Origin of the sequence: Microcoleus sp. PH2017_08_TRC_O_A (assembly GCF_020738665.1) — a bacterium.
In the GTDB taxonomy this organism is placed as follows: domain Bacteria; phylum Cyanobacteriota; class Cyanobacteriia; order Cyanobacteriales; family Microcoleaceae; genus Microcoleus.
Genome location: NZ_JAEQCE010000109.1, coordinates 1 through 24,335, shown reverse-complemented (window position 1 = coordinate 24,335; position 24,335 = coordinate 1). Strand labels below are relative to the sequence as shown.

The 24,335-nt window shown below is 46.6% G+C and carries 20 protein-coding genes, 1 tRNA gene and 1 pseudogene; 9 read left to right on the top strand and 13 right to left on the bottom strand.

Annotated elements, in window-relative coordinates; genetic code table 11:
• Positions 1-212 precede the first annotated feature (212 nt).
• Positions 213-491 (top strand): type II toxin-antitoxin system ParD family antitoxin, encoded by a 279-nt coding sequence (locus JGK22_RS28770; protein WP_293314282.1) that lies wholly within the window; start codon positions 213-215, stop codon positions 489-491.
• Between the two features lie 247 nt (positions 492-738).
• Complete coding sequence (locus tag JGK22_RS28765) at positions 739-1,359, top strand: DUF4339 domain-containing protein (protein WP_293314280.1); 621 nt, start codon at positions 739-741, stop codon at positions 1,357-1,359.
• 61 nt (positions 1,360-1,420) lie between these two features.
• On the opposite strand, the gene JGK22_RS28760 is transcribed toward JGK22_RS28765, so the two are convergent.
• A tRNA-Phe gene (locus JGK22_RS28760) sits at positions 1,421-1,493 on the bottom strand.
• Positions 1,494-1,626: 133 nt separating this feature from the next.
• Between JGK22_RS28760 and JGK22_RS28755 the strand changes: the two genes are divergently transcribed.
• Entirely contained in the window at positions 1,627-4,287 is a 2,661-nt protein-coding gene (locus JGK22_RS28755; protein WP_293314278.1) for a glycosyltransferase family 39 protein, read from the top strand.
• A 113-nt stretch (positions 4,288-4,400) separates the two neighbouring features.
• On the opposite strand, the gene cobO is transcribed toward JGK22_RS28755, so the two are convergent.
• From cobO to JGK22_RS28740, 3 genes are all read right to left on the bottom strand, one after another.
• Positions 4,401-5,024: a cob(I)yrinic acid a,c-diamide adenosyltransferase gene (cobO, locus tag JGK22_RS28750; protein WP_293184250.1), complete on the bottom strand. Its 624-nt coding sequence runs from the start codon at positions 5,022-5,024 to the stop codon at positions 4,401-4,403.
• 111 nt (positions 5,025-5,135) lie between these two features.
• Positions 5,136-5,714, bottom strand: coding sequence for a Uma2 family endonuclease (locus JGK22_RS28745; RefSeq protein ID WP_293220347.1), 579 nt, complete (start codon positions 5,712-5,714; stop codon positions 5,136-5,138).
• 140 nt (positions 5,715-5,854) lie between these two features.
• Positions 5,855-6,478 carry a hypothetical protein gene (locus JGK22_RS28740; RefSeq protein WP_293314276.1) on the bottom strand — a complete coding sequence of 208 codons (624 nt, stop codon included), beginning with the start codon at positions 6,476-6,478 and terminating at the stop codon, positions 5,855-5,857.
• Positions 6,479-6,589: 111 nt separating this feature from the next.
• On the opposite strand from JGK22_RS28740, the gene glp reads away from it, so the two are divergent.
• The 4 genes from glp to rimM all read left to right on the top strand — a co-directional run bounded on the left by glp (position 6,590) and on the right by rimM (position 10,329).
• Positions 6,590-7,861: a gephyrin-like molybdotransferase Glp gene (gene glp, locus JGK22_RS28735; RefSeq protein ID WP_293314274.1), complete on the top strand. Its 1,272-nt coding sequence runs from the start codon at positions 6,590-6,592 to the stop codon at positions 7,859-7,861.
• A gap of 251 nt (positions 7,862-8,112) precedes the next feature.
• The gene (locus JGK22_RS28730) at positions 8,113-8,745 is read left to right on the top strand and encodes a response regulator transcription factor (RefSeq protein WP_293148190.1); all 633 of its coding nucleotides are present in this window, start codon (positions 8,113-8,115) and stop codon (positions 8,743-8,745) included.
• A gap of 551 nt (positions 8,746-9,296) precedes the next feature.
• Entirely contained in the window at positions 9,297-9,626 is a 330-nt protein-coding gene (locus JGK22_RS28725; RefSeq protein WP_293314272.1) for a hypothetical protein, read from the top strand.
• Between the two features lie 55 nt (positions 9,627-9,681).
• Positions 9,682-10,329 carry a ribosome maturation factor RimM gene (rimM, locus tag JGK22_RS28720; protein WP_293213891.1) on the top strand — a complete coding sequence of 216 codons (648 nt, stop codon included), beginning with the start codon at positions 9,682-9,684 and terminating at the stop codon, positions 10,327-10,329.
• 144 nt (positions 10,330-10,473) lie between these two features.
• On the opposite strand, the gene JGK22_RS28715 is transcribed toward rimM, so the two are convergent.
• The 9 genes and pseudogenes from JGK22_RS28715 to JGK22_RS28680 all read right to left on the bottom strand — a co-directional run.
• On the bottom strand, positions 10,474-10,935 hold the full coding sequence (locus tag JGK22_RS28715; RefSeq protein WP_293184235.1) for a phosphate-starvation-inducible PsiE family protein: 462 nt from the start codon (positions 10,933-10,935) through the stop codon (positions 10,474-10,476).
• Between the two features lie 357 nt (positions 10,936-11,292).
• Positions 11,293-11,598 carry an RNA-binding protein gene (locus tag JGK22_RS28710; protein WP_293148182.1) on the bottom strand — a complete coding sequence of 102 codons (306 nt, stop codon included), beginning with the start codon at positions 11,596-11,598 and terminating at the stop codon, positions 11,293-11,295.
• A 749-nt stretch (positions 11,599-12,347) separates the two neighbouring features.
• Entirely contained in the window at positions 12,348-14,519 is a 2,172-nt protein-coding gene (locus JGK22_RS28705) for a nitrate reductase (protein WP_293314270.1), read from the bottom strand.
• 339 nt (positions 14,520-14,858) lie between these two features.
• Complete coding sequence (locus JGK22_RS28700; protein ID WP_293184229.1) at positions 14,859-16,568, bottom strand: nitrate ABC transporter ATP-binding protein; 1,710 nt, start codon at positions 16,566-16,568, stop codon at positions 14,859-14,861.
• A gap of 105 nt (positions 16,569-16,673) precedes the next feature.
• The gene (locus JGK22_RS28695; protein WP_293184227.1) at positions 16,674-18,704 is read right to left on the bottom strand and encodes a nitrate ABC transporter ATP-binding protein; all 2,031 of its coding nucleotides are present in this window, start codon (positions 18,702-18,704) and stop codon (positions 16,674-16,676) included.
• 225 nt (positions 18,705-18,929) lie between these two features.
• Complete coding sequence (gene ntrB / locus JGK22_RS28690) at positions 18,930-19,799, bottom strand: nitrate ABC transporter permease (protein WP_293184225.1); 870 nt, start codon at positions 19,797-19,799, stop codon at positions 18,930-18,932.
• Positions 19,800-19,968: 169 nt separating this feature from the next.
• Entirely contained in the window at positions 19,969-21,315 is a 1,347-nt protein-coding gene (locus JGK22_RS28685; protein WP_293184223.1) for a CmpA/NrtA family ABC transporter substrate-binding protein, read from the bottom strand.
• 180 nt (positions 21,316-21,495) lie between these two features.
• Positions 21,496-21,768 carry a 2Fe-2S iron-sulfur cluster binding domain-containing protein gene (locus JGK22_RS33355; protein WP_293271524.1) on the bottom strand — a complete coding sequence of 91 codons (273 nt, stop codon included), beginning with the start codon at positions 21,766-21,768 and terminating at the stop codon, positions 21,496-21,498.
• A 75-nt stretch (positions 21,769-21,843) separates the two neighbouring features.
• Positions 21,844-23,370: pseudogene (locus JGK22_RS28680) on the bottom strand (ferredoxin--nitrite reductase); the annotation flags it as partial.
• 533 nt (positions 23,371-23,903) lie between these two features.
• Here JGK22_RS28680 and JGK22_RS28675 point away from each other — a divergent pair.
• Together JGK22_RS28675 and JGK22_RS28670 are read left to right on the top strand one after the other, a co-directional pair.
• Entirely contained in the window at positions 23,904-24,089 is a 186-nt protein-coding gene (locus JGK22_RS28675) for a hypothetical protein (protein ID WP_293184273.1), read from the top strand.
• Between the two features lie 66 nt (positions 24,090-24,155).
• Positions 24,156-24,335: helix-turn-helix domain-containing protein (locus JGK22_RS28670; protein WP_293314268.1), on the top strand; the 180-nt coding region annotated here is incomplete at its 3' end.

The window sequence follows — 24,335 nt, the reverse complement described above, 5'->3', positions numbered from 1 at the left end:
AGAAGGAAAATTATGTTGACTCTAAATCAGAAATTTTCCGATATTAATGCGATCGTCAAAGCGCGGTTGAGTTGTTAATTTAGCAATTGTGGCGATGAAGAAAGCAGTGACAATCGATCGAATTTGTAATCAGGAAGGGTTTTGGGGCGATCGAGAGTGCCCGGATGTAGCGCTATTGTTAAAATATGGATCTGTCTGAGGGAGGTGGCGTAATGAATATTACTTTAAGTCCAGAGCAGATGCAATTGATCGAGGCGCAATTGGCGCAGGGGTCGTTTAGTTCGCCCTCAGAGGTAATCACCAAAGCCCTCCATACTCTGGCGCAAACCCAGAAGCATTATTCGCAGTGGGAGGAGGAACTGCGTCAGTCGATTGAGCAAGCGGAGGCGGAACTATCGCGGGGTGAGGGAATTCCCTTAGAGAATGTGCGAGAACAATTGCAGGAAAAGTTTTGCAAAGCACGAGAGTGTGTCAAAAACTGTGAAACTTAGTGAAATTTCCGAATATGCGACATATTTACCAAAATTTTGAGGCAATGTTTCCCGATGAAAATAGAGCGTTTATTGACAATTTCAAATATTTGGGTTGATCGAATCATCAAGTCTGGTCTTTTTACAAATACAAAAGCTGACCCTAACATCTGATAAAATCTTATTATCAAAACAATACTTTTCTACCAGATGACCGCAATATTGTTATGTTCTGGGAAAATAGTGATACCCATCATCTACCAGAAAAATGACTAATTCTAAGCTGTCGCGCCGCAAACTGCTACTTTTAGTTACTGGGGCTTCAGCTCTAGTCGCTTCTATTCCGGTTTACGCTCAAAAAAAGAAGCGACCTCGCGGCAATCGACGGTATTACGGAGATAAAGACTACTCAGATTACGACAACCGCTCTAGTCCAACTCCTACACCAGCCCCGACCCCAGCGCAGCCAGAAAAATACAGCCCGCCTCATCCTGCGTTAATACCTGCCGTTGGGGGAGGCGTTTTTAGTTTGTTTGGTGTCGTAGGTGCGTGGCTTTGGAAGATCAACCACAAAGCCTCTCAAAAATTGGCAACTTCTTCGCCTTCTACAAATCGTGGCAAGACGATCGATCCCATAGAGCAAGAACTCAATCAGATGAAACTTGAATCGGGTATGAACCGAGTCAAATCCGTGAGACGGGTGGCATCACCTCCCGAGGCTTCTGAATGGTATGTATTTCGCAGCGGTCAACCTGAAGGGCCATATACCAAATTGCAACTATTGGAGGTTCAGAAGATTACCGATCGCACCAAAGTGAGACTTGGGGAAGCTGAGTGGCAGCGCGCTGGTGAAATTCCAGAATTAGCAGCGTATCTGACTCAAAAATAATTGACTGCACAGCCCGTATTTTCCCCAATAAAAAGCCCTCAACTTTGTGAGGGCTTTGCGATGCCAAGACGGAGATTTGAACTCCGGACACGTGGATTTTCAGTCCACTGCTCTACCAACTGAGCTATCTCGGCTTGTTTTTTTACGCTTAACTACCTTAGCAGACACATACGGAATTTAGCAAGCACTTTTTCAAAATAATTTTTAGAGCGCCCGGAACCGCCCACCTGTAAGCTAAAAACTGCAAGCTAAAATCCAAAAATCGCAATGGCACAGGAACATCGGGACAGCCGGGGCAAGAGTATGCTGATCTTAGGCATAATTTGGCTGCTGGGGGCAATTAGCGATCGCCTCTGGTTTGCCTGCGATCGATCTGTACCCGCCTGGGATCAAGCAGAATACCTCACTAGCACGCTGAATTACTTACAGGCGTTGCAGCATCCTCAGTGGTTTTCCGGCGACTGGTGGACAAGTTTCTGGCTGCTTTCGACGAAGATTCCGCCCTTGGTGTACATCTTAACGGTGCCGTTTCTGCATATTTTTGGTACTGGGGGCGATCGGGCAACCCTCGTTCATTTATTATTTAGTGCTATTCTGCTCGCCTCAGTTTACAATTTGGGCACCAAATTATTTAATCGACAAGTCGGTTTGTGGGCTGCTGCAATTTGCGTTTTGTTACCGGGACTTTATCGCTTCCGCCTGCAATTTTTGCTAGATTTTCCCCTAACTGCTGCGATTACTTTTTGTTTCTATTGTCTGACAATGTGGAAGAAACAAGAAAATGCGGCAGCGGATTTTGCCGTATATATAACGGAGAGAAAAAATCAGGAAAATCGTAAAATATTTTACCTGAATCGATTATCTTTCTTCTGGGCGATCGCCTTTGGAATTTCTCTTGGCTTATCAATATTAGTTAAACACACTACAGTATTATTTTTGTTTACACCGATTCTGTGGTTAGCAGTTGGTGCAGTGCGACAAAAAGCTTGGGGAAGATTAGCTCAATTAGCTGGTGCTTTGTTGCTGTCTGCTGCCGTGTTTGGCCCGTGGGCAAAAACCAATTGGCTGTTAATTTTGACCGGGGGAAAACGGGCAACGTTCGATTCTGCGATCGCCGAAGGAGATCCGGGCCTGAATACGATCGGTGCTTGGATTTACTATATTCAGCACTTACCAGAACAGGTTTCCTGGCCTCTGTTACTGATTCCCTTAGTCGGATTTATACTCTATTATTGGCGAAATCGAGCCGATAGTCAGTCAATCTTGTACCTTGACTCCTGTCGGTGGCTGGGGGTATTTTGGATAGGAGCTTATTTAATTAATTCCCTAAATATCAACAAAGATGACCGATATGTGATACCTTATTTGCCAATATTAGCAATATTTTTAGCCTACTGTTTAACCCTGTGGCCGCAGCGTTGGGGAAAGCAAATTCGTTGGGGAACAATTGGCTTAGGAATCCTAGCGATGCTGTTCCATATCTGGCCGCTGGGCGGTGGTTTGGGAAACAACTCCGTTCAAGTTGTCAGTCCCGGCAATTCTAGCTATCCTTATTTAGGTAAACAGTGGCCGCACCAAGAAGTAATTGCCGAAATTATTGATACCGAACCTTATTTGCAATCGACTTTGGGCGTGTTGCCTTCCACACCGGAAATTAACCAGCACAATTTGAATTATTACGGTGCTTTGGCGAATTTTCAGGTTTACGGGCGACAGGTGGGAACCAATTTAAAAGAAGTGCCGCAAGATGTGCGATCGCTTTCTTGGTTTGTTACCAAAACTGGCCCGCAAGGTTCGATTCGGGAACGGATTAAAAAAGCTCAAAATGCAGCGGTGGCGGCGATTGAAACTGGTGGTAAGTTTAACTTGCAAAAAAGTTGGGTTTTGCCTGACAATACTAATTTGAATCTTTACCGCAAGCAGTTGCACCCGGTGGAAATACAGCCGTTGCCTGAAGCGCGATCGCAAGTACAATTAGAGCAGGTGACTGTTTTGGCAAAACCGGTTCCCGGTATAGCGTTGCCGGTGACTTATACTTGGTCTGGGCCTTGGCAGCAGTTGCAGTCTGGTTTAGTCTTGTTAACGTGGCAAAATCAGCAGTCTGGCGATGTTGCACCGGGACAGACTGTGAGGATTTTACACGATCGCGCGATCGGCCAGGCAACTTTGCATCCGGGAATGCTCGAAGCCGATAAATTTGCTGTGGGGTTTCGAGTAGTCGATCGCACGGCGATGCTAACTCCTGCTAATATTGCACCGGGAAGTTACAATCTGCAAGCGACTTATCTCAATCGCAAAACCGGGGAAACTTATCCAATCAATGTGCCGCAGGTAACGCTTAAAATCGACGCTCAGCCCGAGGTTATTGCTTCCCAGACTCGCACGGATAACGAAAACGATAAAAAATTGAAAATCGCCGAGCAAGTCCCAGCAAATGAAGATACGCCCGAGTTAGATTTGGTAACTCAATTGCGGGCGATGGCGGTTAATTTACCCAAAGGATTGCCCGGTTTAGAACCAGTATTCGAGCAGATTGGACGGATCAATCAGTACGATCCGATTCAAGATTATACCGTGCAAGCGGAACAAGCGTTAGCATATCGGCTGAAGCAGGAACCGAACAATCTAGAATTCGCCTATGCTTTGGCATTTTCTAGAGTATTGCAGCAAAATGTCGAAAGTGCGATCGGGGCTTTAGAAAAAGTCACCCAACTAGACTCTCAAAACCCCTATGCTTACGCTTATCTCGCCTTCGTCCAGATTTACGGCTGGCACCCAAAAGCCGCTGAAACAGCCTTAAAACCCGCACTCGCCCTTAACCCGAACCTACCGGAAATTAGAATTTTAAACGGTTTAGCCGCTTTAATGCAAGGCAATGTCATTCAAGCGTGGCAAGATTTGCAATTCTTGAAAAAATTGAAGATTTAAGCTGTTGCGGCATTTAAACTGTATGTCAATAAATAATCCAAGTCTTGTGGGATGGGCTTCTAGCCCGTCCCGAATATGCAATGTTTATTTGCGCGACAGCTTAGCAATCAAAACTAATACTCAATACCAGCTTGAGCCTTAATACCTTGTTCTCGAAATGGATGCTTAACCAAAGTCATTTCCGTCACCAAATCGGCGCGTTCAATTAATTCGGGTGGCGCGCCTCTGCCGGTGAGAATTACATGAGAGTCTTTGGGTTTTTGTTCTAAGGCTGCGAGCACTTGTTCGACTTGCAAATAACCCAGCTTTAATGCTATATTAACTTCATCTAACAGAACCAACCTAAACTCAGGATTGCAGATAAAAGTTACAGCTTTATCCCAGGCTTTTTGAGCTGTAGCAATATCTCGATCGCGATCCTGCGTATCCCAAGTAAAGCCTTCACCCATCGCATGAAATTCTAGCTGATTTTCCCAGAGTTCAAAAACAGCTTTCTCTGCCGGTTCCCAAGCTCCTTTGATAAATTGTACTATGGCGACGCGGTAGCCGTGACCGAGCGATCGCAAAACCATGCCTAAAGCAGCCGTAGTTTTGCCTTTACCGTTACCCGTATTCACAATTATCAAACCTTTATCTTCAGCAGCATTAGCAATTCGCTGCGCCTGAACTTCTTGTCGGCGCTGCATTTTTTGTTTGTGTTGTTCGGCTGTTAGGGAAGTTGTTACTTTAGTTTCCATTAGATTTTTTTAACGCAGATTGGAGACTCAGAAACCGGGTTTTTTAATACATACTTCGGTGCAACCCGCAGATTGGGAAAAAACCCGGTTTCTCGGATTCGGATTTAGCTATTATGTCCACAGCGATCGCAAGTTTAGCACGAAACCGGGCAAAATGTGTTCTCCAGAAAGTTCTGCGGGACATTCGATAATTTCTTTTTCTTGTCCTTCGCGGTAGATTTCAACTCTGCGCGTTTTACGGTTGATTAACCAGCCTAATTTTACTTGGTTTTCCATGTATTCTTGCATTTTGTCTTGAGCATCTTTTAGACTGTCTGTCGGCGACATTAACTCTAAAACAAAATCTGGGGCAATCGGAGGAAATTTTTGTTTTTCTTCGGGAGTGAGTGCATCCCATCTTTCTTGTTTAATCCAAGAAACATCGGGGGAACGATTGGCACCGCTGGGGAGTTTGAAGCAAGTTGAAGAATCGAAACAAACTCCTAGTTTAGTTCGTCTGTTCCAAATTCCAAAATCAATAGATATTTCAAAATTGTAATTTCCGGTTTCTCCTCCTGTGGGTGACATAACGGTTATTTCTCCTTGGGCGTTGCGTTCAAATTTGACCTCGGGGTTTTGGCGACACAGTTGATAAAATTGGTCGTCGTTGATTTGGGCCATCGCATTAAAGTTGATAGTAACTGCTAGCATGATATTTTAGAGGCTGCACTTGGACTATTGTAACCGCAGATAAAGGCCGAGCGATGCAGGTTGTGTAAATCGCAAACCGGAGAATGCTATTTTTGAACCCGGAAGATTTTGGAAGATACTGGTAGCATTCTATCACAAAGTTATAATGACGCGTTCATCTTGTTATGAAAACTTTTTTCCAGGAAAGATTTGCAGACATACCAATAATAAAATGCAATGTTGATTTCGCTCAACAACTTAGGAACCCCTTCTAATAAACTAGCTAAGATCTTTTCTTCTAACTTCAGCGCGTCCATGCCGATCGCAAAAAACAACAATCCCAACCCAGCCAACAATATTTTGTAGGGAGTAGACTGTAGTTCTCGCCGAAAAAACCATCCGTAGGAGAACACAAATATAGCATACAACAAACTAACTCCTAACTTAGGAATTCCCAAGGCGCTAATATATAGATGAATCCTGTAAATTTCATTGAGCAGAAATGCGCCTGTCAACAAAGCAGAGAACAGAATAAATCGAGTTTCCGTAGGGCGCAGTTGCATAGTTTTAGCCAATCCATAGCTAAAGCTACAAACAATAACTGGCACAGCACATAAGATTTGAAAGGTTCGAGTTAATAAAGCCACATTGGGATTGGGGGAGAAAAAAGGGTGAAAGAATAAATCGCTGACTTGCAAGCCTGAAAGTTGAGTCAGGACAACCAGAAATCCCACCACAAATAGAGATAAACAATTGAGTCGAAAAGCTGAGCGAAAAATAGTCATAAGCTAAGGACGACAAAAAACGGTTTACCGCAGAGGAATCAAAAAATACATTTCCACTATAGCTGCTGATTTGCTAAACTAAGAAGAGTCTTGTTAAACTGGGTGACACTGATGCTGTCCGTAAAAGAAGCAGAATCTATCGTTCTAAATTTGGCGCAATCCCTCGACAGTCAGCGGGATGTAGAAATTGTAGACTTGTTGGCAGCATCGGGGCGCATTTTGGCTGCACCCGTCACCGGTTCCCTCGATTTTCCTTATTGGGACAATTCGGCAATGGATGGCTATGCGGTGCGGTTTGCTGATGTGGAAAATTGCAGCGCCGAAAAACCTGCGGTACTCGAAGTAGTCGAGGAGATTCCAGCCGGATATCAGCCTCAAACTACCGTGCAATCGGGCCAAGCAGCCCGAATTTTTACGGGTGCGATGATGCCGGATGGTGCTGATACGGTGGTAATGCAGGAAGAAACGAGGCGTGAGGGCGATCGCATTTTTATCTTAGTTTCTCCTGAAAAGCCACAAGCATTTGTCAGGCACAAAGGCACTTTTTATCAAGCAGGAACAAATTTACTAACTCCGGGTACAGTTATCAACGCCCCAGAAATGGCAGTATTAGCAACTGCACAGTGCATTCAAGTTCCAGTTTATCGGCGTTTGCGGGTGGCTATTTTTTCTACGGGTGACGAATTGGTATCGCCAGACAAAACTTTGACTTACGGTAAACTGGTAGATTCAAATCAGTATGCTTTGACAGTGTTGTTGACTCAAATGAGATTTGAACCGATTCGATTGGGGATTATTCCTGATAGTAAAGATGCGCTAAAGGAGGCAATCGCTCAGGCTATTTCGACAGCAGATGTGGTGCTTTCTACGGGTGGCGTTTCGGTAGGAGATTACGATTATATCGAGCAAATATTGGCGGAGTTGCAAGGCAAAGTTCACATTAGTTCTGTGGCGATTAAGCCGGGTAAACCTTTGACTGTCGCTGCATTTAAACGAGATGAAGAAAAATCCGATTTGCCGATTGCGAGTTCGGATTGTCTCTATTTTGGTTTGCCGGGAAATCCAGTTTCGGCTTTAGTATGCTGTTGGCGGTTTGTTGTGCCTGCTTTGCGAAAGATGTCTGGGCTGGGCGCGGATGCTTGGGGCCCGGAGTTTGTGCGGGCTCGATGTGATGTTGAATTGCGATCGCCTGGCAAGCGCGAAACTTATGTTTGGGGTAAACTACATTTAGTTGCCGGATTCTGGGAATTTGAACCTGCAAGCGGCAGCCAAAATTCAGCAAATTTAATTAACCTCGCAAATACGACTGGTTTAGCAGTTTTGCCCGCATCGGAAACCTGGATTTTGCCTGGTGAATTTGTAGAAGTTTTAAAAGTTAGTTGACAGTTGACAGTTGACAGTTGTCAGTTGACAGTTGGCAGTTGGGGAGCATCTCATTACTATAATAAATGCAAAACAGAGATGCTCCCGTCAGTAGTCAGTAGTCAGTTGGCAGTTGGCAGTTATTAGTTATTTGTTATTGTTGAGAACCTACCAATTCCCAATTCCCAATTCCCAATTCCCAATTCCCAATTCCCCCTTCCCAATTCCCAATTCCCCATTCCCAATTCCCAATTCCCCATTCCCAATTAACAATGAAAATTCTAATTGTTGAAGACGATCCGATGATGCAACTGGGATTAGAGCAAGTTTTAGCCGATTCCCCAGAAATAGAAATAGTAGGACAAGCAGAAGATGGATATTTAGGCGTAGCCGCCGCACTGAAGCTGAAACCAGATATTATTGTAATGGATATCGGTTTGCCGCGACTGGACGGCATAGCAGCGACGCAGCAAATTAAAGCACAACTGCCGGAAGTTAGAGTGGTAATGTTAACTTCTCATACCGCTGAAACTGAAATTATTGCTGCCCTTTCAAGCGGTGCTGATGCTTATTGTATTAAAGGTGCTTCCGTAGACAGGCTGTTAGCAGCGATTGCAGCGGCAGCAGAGGGGGCTACTTACCTCGATCCTCAAATTGCTCGGACTGTCATCGATCACCTCAAACCGCCTACACCAGCCTCTACAACTACTTTTGGCCAATTGTCACAGCGGGAATTAGAGGTGTTAAAGTTAATGGTGGAAGGTAACAGCAATCCGGAGATAGCGGCGGCACTTTATTTGAGTCCAAATACTATTAAAACTCATGTTCGCGGTATTATGAATAAGTTGGCTGTGGACGATCGCGTGCAAGCAGCCGTTGTCGCACTGAGAAGTGGGTTGGTTTGACACTCCCCGACCTTAAGGTGCGGGGATTCTTGGCTCAACGAGACCACTTAACCTAGATACCTTGCAGTGTCTAGCAAGCGAGGTGGGACTCTCCCCAAGCGACTTCGGGTATGCCCTACCCTAGTTGGATTGCTCCAAGTTCTTTTTTAATTTGAAACGATATGTCTCAAAAAAACTGTTCGTCTAGCTCCTCTGAATCTTTTACCTACTGCGAGGTGGAGTCTAGAAAAATGCAGTAGAACCGCATAGATTCAATTTTCTCTTGTTCAGTGTGCCTCTCGGCGACTGGGTTTTTTAAGTGGTTGATTACCCTATCCACTATAATTAGTGTACCACATCTGTACACAAAATGGCAAAGAAAGAATTGTACATCAGAGTATCAGAGGCCCAGATGGATATGCTTGAGGAATACGCCAAACAGAATAGTCGAACCAAGTCCGATATTGTTGGCGAACTTATCAGAACACTCTCGAAAAGTCGTCCTAGAAGGACGAGGCTTTAAACCCAATTTTTCGGTAAAGAGGGAAGAAGGGAGAGGGGGAGAGGGGGAGATGGGGAGAAAGGGAGAGCTGACAGGTGTAGGTTTTCCCCTGGCAAAACCCAGCAAATTTAGACAGTGCAAAGGTTTTGGGCTTTTGCATCTTAAAATCTCAAACTCTTATGGGATAAGGCTTTTACCAAAAAACCTACACCCGTCAGAAGGGGGAGAGAGGGAGAGGGGGAGAATTACCCAATTAGCAATTACCAATTACCAATTAGCAATTACCAATTACCAATTACCAATTACCAATTACCAATTACCAATTACCAATTACCAATTACCAATTACCAATTACCAATTACCAATTACCAATTACCAATTACCAATTACCAGTCACTAATGACTAATGACTAATGACTAATGACTAATGATTAGCAATTTGAGTAATAGAATTTATGTCTGAGTGGATAGAAATCGGTACAATTGTAGCAGCTCAAGGTTTATACGGGGAAGTGCGAGTCTATCCCGATTCGGATTTCCCGGAAAGGTTTATTGAACCGGGGAGGCGGTGGCTTTTGCGCCCTAAGAAAAGTGAACCGGAACCGATCGAGTTTTTGGGCGGTCGCTACATTCCAGGCAAAGGGTTGTATGCTGTAGAGGTGGAGGGTGTAGAAGACCGCGATGGCGCTGAAGCGCTGCGGGGCTGTAAGTTGTTAATCGAAAAGGGCGATCGACCTTACCTCGAAGCTGGTGAGTTTTACGTCCAAGATTTGCTTGGTATGGAAGTTTTTAACCAGTTAACCGGGGAAATCCTAGGTAAGGTAAGCGATATTATCCCCGCAGGTAACGACCTTTTAGAGGTAGAAACTAATCTCACAGCGCCGGAAGTTGTCCCCCCAGGAGTAGCTAAGCCAAAACGCCCTGAAACTCCCACAGCAAATGCTGACCCCAGAAATACCCGCAAACCACGGAAAATCCGGGTTAAAGAACCTAAATCAACGAAAGTTTTGATTCCTTTTGTGCAAGAGATTGTGCCAATTGTTGACTTGGAGAAAGGCAGAATTGAAATTGTGCCTCCTGCTGGTTTATTGGAAGACATCTAGGCAAGACGGCGGTTTCAACCGCCCATTTTTCTAGACAAGAAAGGAAAGGATTTTTCAAGCAAAGCCGGATTGGGTATTAGTTATTGATGACAATTCCCAATTCCGAATTACTAATGACTGATGACTAATGACTAATGACCAATATTAATCATTTGCTTTATTGGCAAACCGCACTATCAAGTAACTGATGGAAAGCGCGAAAATGGCTGCTGCTAAACCAATCAAGTCGGCTGCTGTTTTTTTTTCTAGGTCAAGAATGATTATTTTTCGAGATACTGCTATCAAAGAAGTTACAATAACTAGCTCTACTTGAATTACGTGCTTTTTCAGATAAGCTGTAATATTTTCCAAGATTTCCAGGGCAATTAAAACATTTAAAAACAACCCGAATATGACAAACAACGTATCTTTTAATAAAAAACTCTCGTGGTCGTTAAACAATTCTTTTGCTAAATAAATCAGCAAATCGCAAACGCTGATTATAATTACCAAAATCATCGCCAGCGATAAAATTTTGGATATTATGACTTCTACATTTTCTGTAAAATGCAGAAATTGTTCATCACTGCCAAACTTAGAAATTTGCCTAAATAGTTTTTTCAGCATACCGATGATTTAGCGATCGTCGATCATTCTGTCATTCTTCGGTACACTTGGCAATCCCGAAACTCTGTGATTGCTTGTTTCCCTCGGAAAACCGGAGTCTGAGGAAGGTTATTTTTTCTGCCCGTTATATTTTACAGGCTTTCGGGTCAGCTCCGAAATCGATCGCACACAGTCCATTTCCCGATTCAGAAATTTTGCAAATAAAAAAACCTCAAACTCTAGCTTATCAAGAGTTTGAGGACTTTCAGACACGGTACGATCGCACAATCAACTACTTATTCTCAACAGATAAGGATTGTTGACTGCATTTTCGCCCTGTCGAACACACGACCAAGCTAAATTTTTAGCTTGGGTGGTTTAGTAGCGGCGAGAAGAGCGGTCGTTGTTGCCCCAGTTGCCGCTGTTGGAAGAACCGCGCTCTTCGCGGGGTTTTGCCTTGTTGACTTTGAGGTCGCGACCCATCCACTCAGCACCGTCAAGAGCCTCAATGGCTGCGGCTTCTTCTGCTTCAGTAGACATTTCTACGAAAGCGAAGCCCCGCATCCGACCTGTTTCGCGGTCAGCAGGCAATTGAACGCGCTTTACTGTGCCGTACTCTCCAAAAGTTTGGTTGAGGTGCTCCTGCGTTACTTCGTAGGATAAATTGCCGACATAGATTGACATTGAACATTCTCCAGAATCGAGGTTGTAGAGATTTAAATCCGGAGGAACGCCGATCGAACGAACTGTACTGCCGAAAATAAAGCCTTATAAAAATAGCATAGCACCTATAGGTGCAAACTGCAATTTTTCCGATCCGCTCGATCGACTAAAAATAAGGAATAAAGAATCAGGAATCAGGAATCAGGAACAAGGAATCAGGAAAAACCCCGAATAAAGCAGGAAAAACTAGAAAAAATAAATTTAATTTTCTTGATTCGCGAACTCTGCGGGAGAACGCAGCTTGTCGGGTGCTTCAACAGTTGACTGTTGACTGTTGACTGTTGACTGTTTGAGAGCGACCTCTACCTGGAAGTCCGAGGATTGGAGTAATGAATAGTCTGATTTTAATTTCTCCCTCAAAGACGGGCGGGCTTTCAACCAATTCTTTCTGGTAATAACTCAAAATTACTCGATAACCTTGCCCAAAAACAGGTACAAGCCCCGGACTTAAGTCGTGGAGATCCCAAAATTTGAGACCCTTCGACAAGCGAACGGCCAACGCCAAAGTTCCAACTCCCAGATTGCATCTGTGGAGTAAATCAAAAAATGGAAAATCGAAAAATAGAAAATCGACTGACAAAGGTCTTGATTGCTGTAGAGTACCCTGCTATTGTGCCTCAGCCATAGCTAAGAAACTGGGTTTATTGACAAAAAAACTAGAATTTTATTTGAGTCTGTGGCAAGAAACCAAGGTAAAGTTGGACGGCAACTCAAGAATTGACCGTGACGGTGGATTTTGCCCAATTAAACTCCCCAACTTCTGCGGCCACTTCTGCCCCAATCAGCACTAACTGCACCGCACAAGCTTTTAACTCGGGCTGTTTGGAATCTGGACAACTTGTAGCATGAGTCATGGCATTGGCTTCAGCACTTTCTGCCCACAGAGAACCCCAGTGCATCGGTACAAATAGCGTACCAGGGGCGATCGCCTTGGTGACTTTTGCTGGAAACTGAGCCTTACCGCGGCGCGATCGAACTTCTAGCAAATCACCCTCCTTAATCTGCAATTTAGCAGCATCGCGCGGGTGAATTTCCAAAAACGGATCTGGGTGCAATTTATTGATTTTCTCTGTTCTCCCAGTCCGAGTCATCGTGTGCCAATGTCCGTAAACTCTTCCTGTGGTTAACACAAACGGATAGTCGGGATCTGGTGGTTCTGCTAGTCCCCGGGAGTGATAGGCCGAAAATCTCGCCCGCCCGTCAGGAGTGTGAAAACGCCTGTCAGTATACAGCCGTTTAGCTTCAGTCGCTGGATGCACAGGCTGATTTTCGGGACATGGCCACTGTTGGGGGCCTTGAAGGCGCAAATATTCATGGCTGAGGCCTGTTACGTCGCAGGGACGATCGCGTGTCAACTGCACGTATTCTTTGTATATATCGGCGCTGCTGTCGAAAGCAAAGTGTTCGGCAAAACCCAACCGGCGGCCGACTTCTGCAAAAATCTTCCAGTCGTCGCGCGCTTCGCCGGATGGTTCATCGAAACCGGGACAAAGCGTCACGCGGCGTTCGGAATTCGTCATCACTCCGGTTTTTTCGCTCCACTGGGTTGCCGGCAGCAGGATGTGAGCGTAGGCTGAGGTTTCGGTGGGATAGTATGCTTCTTGATAAATCGTCAAGGGCGATCGCAACAAAGCAGCTTTTGTCCGTTCCAAATCCGGCATACTCACCACCGGATTGGTGGCGGCAATCCACAACAACTCAACATCGCCAGTTTCCAAACCGGTAATCATATCCCAAGCATTGCGGCCTGGATTCGGCGAAATGCTTCCCGGTGCGATTCCCCAAAACTCCTCGACTTGGGTTCTGTGTTCGTCATTTTTGACAAAGCGGTAGCCTGGAAGTAAGTGAGAAAGTCCTCCAGCTTCCCGGCCTCCCATCGCGTTTGGCTGGCCTGTGAGGGAAAACGGGCCAGATCCCGGTTTGCCGATTTGACCAGTCATCAAGTGCAAATTAATTAGCGATCGCACCTTTGCCGTACCTTCGGAGGACTGGTTAATTCCCATCGACCACAGAGACAAAACCCGTTGTGACTGTTCCCAATAGTTGGCAGCAGTTTCTAACTCGCTGACAGTAATGCCGCAGCGCGAGGCTACAAACTCCGGCGTATAGCTGCTGACAACTTCAGCAAAAGCTGAAAAATTTGCCGTGCATTCTTGAATAAACTCAGGATCTATTGCTTGCCTCCGCAACAGCAAATATGCAATTCCATTGAGCAAATCTATATCCGTACCCGGTTTAATTGCTAAGTGCAAATCTGCGGCTTCAGCAGTCGGAGTCCGCCTCGGATCTACCACAACCATCTTGACATCGGGATGCTTTTTGTGGTACTTTACTAATCGATTGAATACAATTGGATGGCATTCCGCTGTATTGCTGCCGATAATAAAAGCGCAATCTGTTAATTCTAAATCGTCGTAACAGCAAGGCGGCCCGTCCGAACCAAAACTTTGAACGTATCCCGAAACCGCTGAAGACATACACAAACGAGAATTCGCATCAAAATTATTAGTGCCCAGACAACCTTTCATGAGTTTCTGGGCAACATAATAATCTTCTGTAGCGAATTGACCTGAACCGTAAACGCACAAAGCATCTGGCCCACTGGTACTGCGAATTGCCTGGATGCGGTCAACAATGGCATTGAGAGCTTCGTCCCAGCTAGCGCGACGGAACGGCTGGTCGAGAGTCTCTCGCATCATCGGATAAAGTAGCCGATCGCTGCGAATGGACTCTGTTACCGTTGCTCCCTTGATACAAACCATGCCCTGACTCGATGGGTGATTGCGATCGCCCCGCACTTTCCAAGTTTGTTTTTTGTCGGGAACAACTTCTAGACCGCAACCTACACCGCAGTAAGGACAAAGAGTTTTTATAGTTTCCATCTGGTGATTTTAGATGCTAATTTTTGAAAGCTCATGGATAATTCGTAATTCGTCATTATAGTCGGAACTGATGACTCCGACCAATAATGTATCAATAATTACTAAATTACCCCGGAAATGCTTTACATAAGCGGAAAATACCCTGATTTCAAATTAACCGCTATCTTTAGTTAAACTCGCGATCGCACTCGGATAGGTTTGTAGTGAGGACTTTAGTCCGCCGAAAGAAGGACTAAAGTCCTCACTACAAACCTATTTTATAGTAGTCGATCGAGCCGAGGCGATCGGCTTCTCAATCGAAAATCTTCAACTATCCAATGCAAAAATGGTATAAGTCACCTATTTCGCGGTTTTAACTTCTAATAAGCCGCCGCCACCGCTGGTGGGGCTAAACGTTACTTGGAAATCAGCAGTTTTTTGAGCGCCTGCTGCGGCACCGGCAGGAGTTTGCAAAGTCGGCAGAGGAGTTTCTTTGAGGAAATCTTTAGCTGCTTTATTTGTGGGCTCGAACTGTACGATATCTCCGTTTTGTTTCACTTTGACTCGATAGGTCAAACTTTGGGTAAATGTCGGAGTTGTTTTCCAATTTTCGTCAATTCGTGCATACAACTGATTTCCGATCGCATCAAGTTCAGCTTTGTCCGAAATTCCTGAACCTGCACTGCTTGCTGCCTTGGTGGGTGAGGTTGCAGGACTGGCAATGGATGCAGGACTTGCAGCAGCACTCGGTGCAGGACTGGCAATGGATGCAGGACTTGCAGCAGCACTCGGTGCAGGACTGGCTGCAATCGGTGCAGGGCTGGCTGCGATCGGTGCAGGGCTGGCTGCGATCGGTGCAGGACTGGCTGCAATCGGTGCAGGGCTGGCTGCGATCGGTGCAGGGCTCGGGGGAGAACTCACAACGGCCGCAGGTGCAGGTGGCGCAGTTTCTGCTAGCTTGGCTTGCTTGAGTTGGCTGGAAACAGCAGATGTATTGACAGCAGCTAAAGTTGCCATTGTTACCAACCACGAGATTGCCAGGACGGCACCTTTAATTGGCGAGGCTTCTAGGGGTTGTGCAGCGTGAGGCACAAAGGATACCGGTGGCATGGGCTTGTCAGCAGTAGCCCCAGGCTTTTTGCTAGCGGGTAATGGCAGGACGACGGGTGCCATTTCTGAGTCCGTTGTGTCCTCTTCGTGGTGGGCGTAGCGAGAGAACAGGAATTCTAAAGCAAAGTTGCGGAGTTCGTAGTATTTCGGGTCTTCCATCATCCGCGTGCGGTTGCGGGGACGGCTGAAGGGAATGTGCATATCTTCGCCGATTGATGCAGCAGGGCCGTTGGTCATCATCACGATGCGATCGGCTAAAAACAAAGCTTCATCAATATCGTGAGTAATCATGACGATCGTAATTTTGTACTCGTGCCAGATTTTCAGCAATTCTTCCTGCAATTCTTCCCGAGTAATCGGATCTAGTGCTCCGAAGGGTTCGTCCAAAATCAGCAGTTTGGGACGAGTTGCCAGGGCTCGGGCGATCGCCACCCGCTGTTTCATACCGCCCGACAACTGGCCCGGTCTTTTGTTGCAAGCTTCTGTCAGCCCCACTAATTCCAGGTTATCTTTGACGATCTTGTCGTGTTCCTCTGCGGACTTATCCCCGTAAACAGTTTCAACACCGAGGTGGATGTTTTCTGTAGCAGTCAGCCACGGTAGCAGCGAGTAGTTTTGAAACACCACCATGCGATCGGGGCCCGGTTCAGTAATCCGCGCACCTTCGAGAGCAACTTCTCCGCTTGTCGGCCCGTTAAATCCCGCAATCATGTTCAGCAAAGTTGATTTGCCGCAGCCAGAGTGACCGATCAAACAAATAAATTCGCCTTCATTAATCGTCAGGTTCACACCGTCGAGAATCACGAAAGGTTTTTCTGGTTCTTTCAGGTTTGGGTAGACTTTTGATACATCTTTAATAGTCAAAAAGCCTGATTTCTTACTCTGAATCTTCGTTGCCGGGGGCGCTTTGATAGTTTGCATATTTTCAGGATTTGGTTGGGGGTTTGCGGAATTAGACATGAGAATTTAGGATTAAGGGTTAGTAAGAGAGGTAATTAGGAAGCGGGAAATGTGGAGTCTTGTTTCCTGATTCCTTACTCTTCACTCCCTCTTCCTATTTGGTGATTATGCTGGCTGTCTGATGGAACACTGACTGCCTATTTGTTCAATTAAGATTTCTTCAATGCGAAGGTCGCGCTTGATTTTGACGTTTTCAAGGTAGTCGATCGGGTCGTCTAGATTAAAGACAGTGCCGTCAAATAGTTCGATCGTCCGGCGAGCTCTAGCGATATCCGGCAAACCCAACTCGCGCACTGCTTGACCGAACACATCGGGCCGCAAAACTCGATCGACCACTTCCACCCAGTTTTTCGGGAACGGAATCAGTCCCCAGCGGGCCATCTGCGACATCACCCACACCATTTCTAGGCGGTCTGGACAATTGGTTTTGTCAACATAGAACTGGTTGAAATTGTAGAGCATTTCGGGTTGTGCCTCCGTACCGGAGTTGTACGGGTCGATGAACCCCGGACGGATGTCTTTTGGATCCGCACCGATGTATTGTTCTTGGCAAATCAATTCTAGGATTTCTTCGCGGTTGCGGCGGTCGTCGCAGTATTCGCAGGCTTCCAAAAGCGCTTTGACGAGGGCGACGTGGGTTTTAGGATATTTCTGAGCCCAATCTTCGCTAACGCCGAGAACTTTTTCGATGTGTCCGGGCAGAATATCCAGGGAACGGGCGATGGCAAAACCGGTACCGTCGTTGACTGCTTTGGAGTTCCAGGGATCGCCGGCGCAGTAGCCCTGGATGTTGCCTGCTTTTAAATTCGATACCATCTGCGGGGGAGGAAGCATGGTCAAGGCTACATCGCGATCGGGGTCAATCCCACCGGCAGCCAGCCAGTAGCGGAACAGCAGATTGTGCATGGAAGCGGAGTGTACCATGCCCAAGGTTTGTACCTTGTCGGGGGTCTTGGCGATCGCAGCTTTGAAATCCTTTAATGTCCGAATACCTTGGTCGTAAAGGTGTTTCCCGAAAATAATCGAGTTACCGTTGCGGGACAGGGTTAAGGCGCTGTTGATGGGAACCGGGGCTTCGCCGTCCAATCCCAACAGCATGGCGATCGGCATTCCTGCAACCATTTGCGCCGCGTCCAGCCGTCCTTGCGCGATACCTTTGGCAATTTCTTTCCAACTAGGTTCGCGCACGAGAGTGACTTCTTCTAAGCCGTGGGCTTTGAAGAATCCTTTCTCTTTGGCTACGACTAAGGGCGCGCAGTCGGTGAGGGGAATAAAGCCGATGTCGAGGTTGACTTTTTCCAGGCCGTTGCGGGCGATCGCCACGGATGGGGCTTGTTGTTTGGCCCGGCGCTGTTTCACCCGCTTTTGCTGGTTGAGGAAGTAAACCATTTCGTTTCGCAGCGCGTAGTAACTCGGATGGTTGACCACTTCCATGCGCTTGCGGGGCCGAGGAATGTCCACTTCCAGAATTTGTCCGATTTGCGCTTCCGGGCCGTTGGTGAGCATTACAATGCGATCGCTCAGCAACAAAGCTTCATCCACGTCGTGAGTTACCATCACGCTGGTGACTTTACTTTCTTCGCAAATGTTCATCAATTGGTCTTGCAAACCACCGCGAGTTAAAGCATCGAGAGCACCGAAGGGTTCGTCTAGCAGGAGCAATTTTGGGCGGATAGCGAGGGCGCGGGCGATCGCAACTCTTTGTTTCATCCCCCCAGAAATTTCGCTGGGGCGCTTGTTGGCGGCCTGTCCGAGTCCCACCAATTTAATGTGGTATTCGATTACCAACTCGCGATCTTCTTTAGAGTTACCGCTGTAAATTTCATCTACTGCTAGAGCAATATTTTCGCGCACCGTCAGCCAAGGTAGTAGCGAGTAATTTTGAAATACCACCATTCTATCCGGGCCTGGTTCGCGGACTTCGCGCCCTTCTAAAGTAATCCCGCCCTGACTTGCTGTGTCCAGTCCGGCGATGATATTTAACAGTGTAGATTTGCCACAACCGGAGTGTCCGATTAAGGTGATAAATTCTCCCTTTTTAATTTTAAGTTCGATATTTTTGAGAGCGATGTATTGCTCGCCATTTGGCAAGTTAAATACGCGGTCTACGTGGTCTACTTCAATAAGGATTGACATGATTATTTTCTGTTAGTTTGTACTTTAGTAGATGCTAATTATTAATTTGGCAATGGGGAATTGGGAATTGGGAAGAAGGCCAAACAGGTCATTGGCCAAACAGGTCATTGGGCATTGGGCATATATAATTATTCCCGCTTCCTAATAACTAATCACCAACTACTAATCACCCATTCCCCATTCCCCATTCCCCATTCCCCATTCCCCATTCCCCATTCCCCAATCTTATTTATTGTCTTCAGGAACAACTTTGGAAGCGACGAAACCAACGAGTCTGTCTAAAATCAAACCGACGATTCCTACATAAAGCACTGCCAGAATCACGGCGCTGAGTCGAGAACTGTTATAAGCGTCCCAGATGAAGAAGCCGATGCCGACACCGCCGACTAACATTTCCGCAGCTACGATCGCCAGCCAAGACAAACCGATACCAATTCTCAACCCTGTGAAGATGTAAGGAACCGAAGACGGTAGCAAGATTTTCCAGAAGTATTTTTGGTTGGGGAGGCGCAAGACTCGGGCGACGTTTCTGTAATCTTGAGGTATTTGTTGAACGCCTACTGTGGTATTAATCAGAATCGGCCAGATTGCTGTAATCAAGATTACGAAAAGTGCAGAAACTTCGTTAGCTTTCATCCCCAAGCCTTCAAAGGGATTGAACTGTTGAAATACTGCCAGGGCGATCGGTAGCCAAGCCAGGGGCGGGATTGTTCTAAATACTTGAAATAGCGGGTCTAAAGCATCGAACATTAAAGAGTTTGTACCGATTAATATTCCTAAACCAATGCCTAGAATTGCTGCTAGAGTAAAGCCGATCGCCACCCGCTGCAAGCTAGCAGCCAGTTGCCAGAATAAACCTTTGTCAGTACCACCGTTATCGAAGAACGGATTGATAATCAAATTCCAGCTTTCTTGGACGGCTTTAATCGGGCCGGGCAAGGTGGATGTGGGGTCGTGGCAGAGGATTTGCCAAACTACCAGCAGAACTGTAATCGCAACTAGCGGGCGGATGATTTTTTTGCGGTTTTTTTGAACCATATCCAGCACGAAATTTGCTGGATTTTTGCTCTTAGAAACAGAGAGATTGGTTGCCATTTGTCTGTTTGCAGTACAGTAGTGAATAATCGATTATTTGTAGATACTTTGAATTGAGAACCCTATCGGCTGTGGTGGGTTGAGTTGCGAAACTCAACGCCACTAAATTTTATGATTTGTCAACTGTCAACTGTCAACTGTCAACTGTCAACTGTCAACTGTTCACTAATTAGGCTTTCTTGATAGCCAGACTCTTCAGATATTCTTCTGGTTTTTCCGGATCAAACTTCACGCCGTCAAAAAATGTTTCGACACCGCGAGAAGTGGTAGCCGGAATTTGGGCAGCGGGAACGCCAAGTGCTGTCGCTGCTGCTTTCCAAATATCCTCGCGGTTAACTTTATCAACCGTGGCTTTGATGTCGGTAGTTGCCGGCATATAACCCCAGCGAATATTTTCTGCGATGAACCAAGCATCGTGACTCTTGTAGGGATAGGAAGCATTGTCAGCCCAGAATTTCATTGCTACTAAACTAGCTGCTTCAACGCGGCCAGTACCATAGTCAATTTGTCCTTTCATGCGACCTGCAATATCTGCAAGTGGTACTTTCAACCACTTATCTTGAGAGATGATTTGGCACATCTCATCTTTATTTTCTGGCTTATCGCACCACTGCTGAGCTTCCAGTACGGCCATTGTAATTGCTTTAGTAGCTTTAGGGTTTTTCTCAACCCAATCTGCTCTTAAAGTTAAGGCTTTTTCTGGGTGATCTTTCCAGAGTTCTCCCGTTACTAAGGCGGTGTATCCAACTTTTTGAGTAACTAGCTGGGCATTCCAAGGTTCGCCGACGCAAAATGCTTCCATGCTGCCGGATTTCATGTTAGCTACCATTTGAGGTGGCGGTACTGGAATAACAGAAACATCTGTATTCGGATCGATGCCACCGGCTGCTAACCAATAGCGCATCCACAAATCGTGGGTGCCGCCGGGAAAGGTAACAGCAATTTTTTGATTGGCGAGGGCTGCTTTGAGTGGTTTGCTGTCTGTACCTACTTTTAAATCTAGGTATTTTTTGCTTACGGAGATGGCTTGACCGTTGGTATTTAACCGGGCAACAATGTTCATCGGCACTGGTTGATTGCCTTTGGTAATTGTGCCTAAGGTCATCTGGTAAGGCATGGGGGAGAGGATGTGGGCTCCGTCAATGCCGCCTTTTTCAGAACCGAGTTCTAGGTTGTCGCGAGTAACTGGCCAAGATGCTTGTTTGAGGATTTGTACGTCTTTCATGCCGTACTTGGCAAATAACCCTTTTTCTTGGGCGATGATTAAGGGCGCTGAGTCGGTGAGGGCGATGAATCCGAGTTTGGCAGTGGTAACTTCGGGGGCGTCGGCGGGGTTGATGTTGACTGCTGGGGCTGCACTGGGTGAGGCAGCGCCCGGTGAGGCAGCGCCCGGTGAGGCAGCGCCCGGTGAGGCGCTGGTAGTGCTGGAACCGGAACTGCAACCGTGGGCGAGGAGGGTGCCTGCTGCTGTTGCTCCGGCGGTGATGATGAATTTTCTTCTAGAAAGGTTGCTCATTTGTCTTGAATTGTTGGTGTACTTTGAGATACTCGAAATGTGAGATGCCTGATGTGAGATTGGTTTACGACCTTCGCAATGACATAATTTCGATCGCACTGAGACAATATCATTCGCAATGACATAATTCTGTTCGCAATGACATAATTCTTTGGGTCTCTCGAATCTCACATTATGATATTAGGCGTCGATCGACACTTTGCCGATCGCCCGCGCGCTGCAAGCTAAGATGAACCCTGGTTCTAAGTCGGAGGCTGCGTCAGGCTGGCTGTCGTAGACTGTTTTACCTTCTAGGAGTTGCTGCTTGCAAGTGCCGCAGGTTCCCGATCGACAACTGCTGTCCAGTTCAAGCCCAGCCCTTTCGGCAACGTCGAGAATGAACTCATCTTCGCTGCAAGCAACTGTTTTGCCCGATCGAGCGAAAATGACAGTAGATGTCTGAGGTTTCGCCATCAGAACTGTTTCGTCTCTCTCAACCGTCAGTTGCAGTTGCCGGTTCAGGGAAGCGACATCCCCGAAAGCTGGATTGGGCACGGCCCCAAACTTATCAATTAACAGTTGATGCAGCACCGGTTTCAGGTCTTCGCAAGGAATGCTTTTTTGGACGCAAGTACCCAAATGAGCATCTTTGCCAACTGTTCCTCCCATGTAGATGTCTACACCTTCGAGGGTTTTGCCGTTCTTCCGAACTTTTGTACCCATCAAGCCGATGTCGGCTACCTGGGGTTGAGCGCAGGAATTGGGGCAACCAGTCCAGTGAATTCTGACCGGTTTGGGAACAGAGAGTTCGGCTTCCAGTTCCCGAATCATTGCCACGGATCGGGCTTTGGTTTCGATGAGGGCGAAGTTGCAAAACTTCGACCCGGTGCAGGAAACTAAGGCTCGCATCAGGGGTGCGGGGTCGATCGAGAAACGCTGTAACAACGGTTCTTTGACTAGGGATTCGAGCCGCGAGTCGGGAACATTGGGAACAATCACGTTTTCTTCGACGGTGAGCCTGAGTTCGCCACTGCCGTAAACCTCAGCGATTCTGGCCAAATCGTACAAATCCGCTGCTTGCAGCCGTCCGACGGGAACGTGCAACCCTACATAGTTGAGCCCTGATTGTTTTTGCGCGTAGATGCCGATGTGGTCGCGTTTGTCCCAGATGATTTCATCTTTGGGGGAGGCGGGGGACAAAGTGCGGCCTACTTCTTTTTCGACGGCTGCGCGGAATTGTTCGATGCCGAGTTCGTCAATCAGCCACATCAAGCGAGATTTTTGGCGGTTTGCTCTCGGGCCTCGATCGCGATATACCGTTAATATCGCTCTGCACAAATCTACAACGTCGCTGGGACTTGCCCAGACGTTGAGAGGAATTGCAGCTTCGCAGCGTTTGGCGGAGAAGAAGCCGCCGACTAAAACGTTAAAGCCGATGTTGCCGTCAGAGTAAGCGGGTACGAAGGCGATGTCGTTGATTTCGGCGTGGACTGAGTTATCGCGGCAACCTGCGATCGCAATATTAAACTTTCTCGGCAGATTGGAAAACTCTGGGTTTCCTTCGCCGCTGTTGGTAATCATGTCTTGGACTTGGTTCGCCAATTCCCAAGTATCTATCAGTTCGTCGGCATCCAAACCCGCGACTGGGGAACCCGTAATGTTACGTACATTGTCCATTCCAGACTGAATGCTGGTCATCCCCGCTTCCTTGAGGCGGCGGAAGATATCGGGCACATCTTCGATCCGAATTCCGCGCAGTTGCAGGTTTTGTCTGGTGGTAATGTCAGCGCTGCCGTCGGAGCCGTAGCGTTGCAATATGTCTCCTAACGTTCTAGTTTGATTGCTGGTAATGACGCCGTTGGGCAAACGCAGGCGCATCATAAATTTGCCCGGAGTTACTGGCCGAAAGAAGATGCCGAGCCATTTGAGGCGGTGCTCGCGGTCTGTTGCATCCATTGCTTCCCAGCCGATTTGGGCAAAGTGGTCTAGTTCGGCTTTGACCGCTAAGCCATCTTTTTCGGCTTTGAGTTTTTCAAATTTGTTTAGGCTCGCTTGGGGTTCTACTGTTTGGGTCATCGATTTACCCTCGCTGCTGGTTTATTCCCTGAGATATTGACTTGGAGCATAAAATGTGTTTCCTGCTAACCTTAATGAGCCTGTGGATTTAAAACTGTATATTTAGTTACTGGATCTAATTTCGTTTAAGCATGGTTGGTCTTTTGTATACTTGAGCTTTGCCAGGCGCTGTCTCGAATTCAGCCAAACTATATATGGTTATAGTTGTTACCGATGGCTCGATCGCTGTATTCCGATGCACCTTTGTTATGAACTAATGTAAAGCGCGCAACAGTAAATATTCGTAGCTATTTTTACAAAATCTTGAGTTTTATGAGCTTTTTGCATCACCGCAATGCGTTTTATACATTGGAAATGGGTAAAGACACCCACAGATCCCAAAAAGCTTTATAAATCTTTAGATTTTGGAGGGGAGTGGAGGCAATGGGTAGCTCTGACATAATATTGTGACGGCGATCGCAGACTTCAAACGTCGCTCGTCACAAAATAAGCTCCGTGGTTATCACACAGTTAGGCTCAAAACATCACGCTCTCTGCCATGCCAGCGTCACTCTGTTACCGATACGGGCAGTTTGACTGTAGCCGATCGCTACGGTTTGATGGCCGCTGTATTGGATGACTCTCTCGACGAGCAAGACAGACATTCGATCAACCGCCTGCTGCGCTCGGTGCTCAAGGGAAAAGTCAAAATTGTCAACGAGCTCTCGGCGATAGGTTAAGAGCAAGACTTAAGTGGCAAATAGTTTGCTAAACTTATCTACAGTTGATTGCTGAGAGTCAGTTCCATGTTTGCCGTCAAGCGAGCGCTCAAATTGAATAATCAAGAAGCGACCTTGATGGCAAAACACGCAGGCTTTCGGCGCGTGGTATTTAACATGGGTTTGAGCCTGAGAGTTCAAATGTACGGTGGAGGTGAGTTTTCCGACTCAAAGGTCATCAACGAAATCAAGAAAGTTCTCACTAAC

What these genes read in the sequence shown, in the direction of transcription:
- JGK22_RS33355 (WP_293271524.1), bottom strand. Translation starts at nt 21,768, where the DNA reads ATGGCGAAACCTCAGACATCTACTGTCATTTTCGCTCGATCGGGCAAA.
- JGK22_RS28715 (WP_293184235.1), bottom strand. Translation starts at nt 10,935, where the DNA reads ATGCTGAAAAAACTATTTAGGCAAATTTCTAAGTTTGGCAGTGATGAA.
- JGK22_RS28730 (WP_293148190.1), top strand. Translation starts at nt 8,113, where the DNA reads ATGAAAATTCTAATTGTTGAAGACGATCCGATGATGCAACTGGGATTA.
- JGK22_RS28770 (WP_293314282.1), top strand. Translation starts at nt 213, where the DNA reads ATGAATATTACTTTAAGTCCAGAGCAGATGCAATTGATCGAGGCGCAA.
- JGK22_RS28755 (WP_293314278.1), top strand. Translation starts at nt 1,627, where the DNA reads ATGGCACAGGAACATCGGGACAGCCGGGGCAAGAGTATGCTGATCTTA.
- JGK22_RS28710 (WP_293148182.1), bottom strand. Translation starts at nt 11,598, where the DNA reads ATGTCAATCTATGTCGGCAATTTATCCTACGAAGTAACGCAGGAGCAC.
- ntrB (WP_293184225.1), bottom strand. Translation starts at nt 19,799, where the DNA reads ATGGCAACCAATCTCTCTGTTTCTAAGAGCAAAAATCCAGCAAATTTC.
- JGK22_RS28740 (WP_293314276.1), bottom strand. Translation starts at nt 6,478, where the DNA reads ATGACTATTTTTCGCTCAGCTTTTCGACTCAATTGTTTATCTCTATTT.
- rimM (WP_293213891.1), top strand. Translation starts at nt 9,682, where the DNA reads ATGTCTGAGTGGATAGAAATCGGTACAATTGTAGCAGCTCAAGGTTTA.
- JGK22_RS28700 (WP_293184229.1), bottom strand. Translation starts at nt 16,568, where the DNA reads ATGTCTAATTCCGCAAACCCCCAACCAAATCCTGAAAATATGCAAACT.
- cobO (WP_293184250.1), bottom strand. Translation starts at nt 5,024, where the DNA reads ATGGAAACTAAAGTAACAACTTCCCTAACAGCCGAACAACACAAACAA.
- JGK22_RS28725 (WP_293314272.1), top strand. Translation starts at nt 9,297, where the DNA reads ATGGGGAGAAAGGGAGAGCTGACAGGTGTAGGTTTTCCCCTGGCAAAA.
- JGK22_RS28695 (WP_293184227.1), bottom strand. Translation starts at nt 18,704, where the DNA reads ATGTCAATCCTTATTGAAGTAGACCACGTAGACCGCGTATTTAACTTG.
- glp (WP_293314274.1), top strand. Translation starts at nt 6,590, where the DNA reads ATGCTGTCCGTAAAAGAAGCAGAATCTATCGTTCTAAATTTGGCGCAA.
- JGK22_RS28765 (WP_293314280.1), top strand. Translation starts at nt 739, where the DNA reads ATGACTAATTCTAAGCTGTCGCGCCGCAAACTGCTACTTTTAGTTACT.
- JGK22_RS28705 (WP_293314270.1), bottom strand. Translation starts at nt 14,519, where the DNA reads ATGGAAACTATAAAAACTCTTTGTCCTTACTGCGGTGTAGGTTGCGGT.
- JGK22_RS28685 (WP_293184223.1), bottom strand. Translation starts at nt 21,315, where the DNA reads ATGAGCAACCTTTCTAGAAGAAAATTCATCATCACCGCCGGAGCAACA.
- JGK22_RS28745 (WP_293220347.1), bottom strand. Translation starts at nt 5,714, where the DNA reads ATGCTAGCAGTTACTATCAACTTTAATGCGATGGCCCAAATCAACGAC.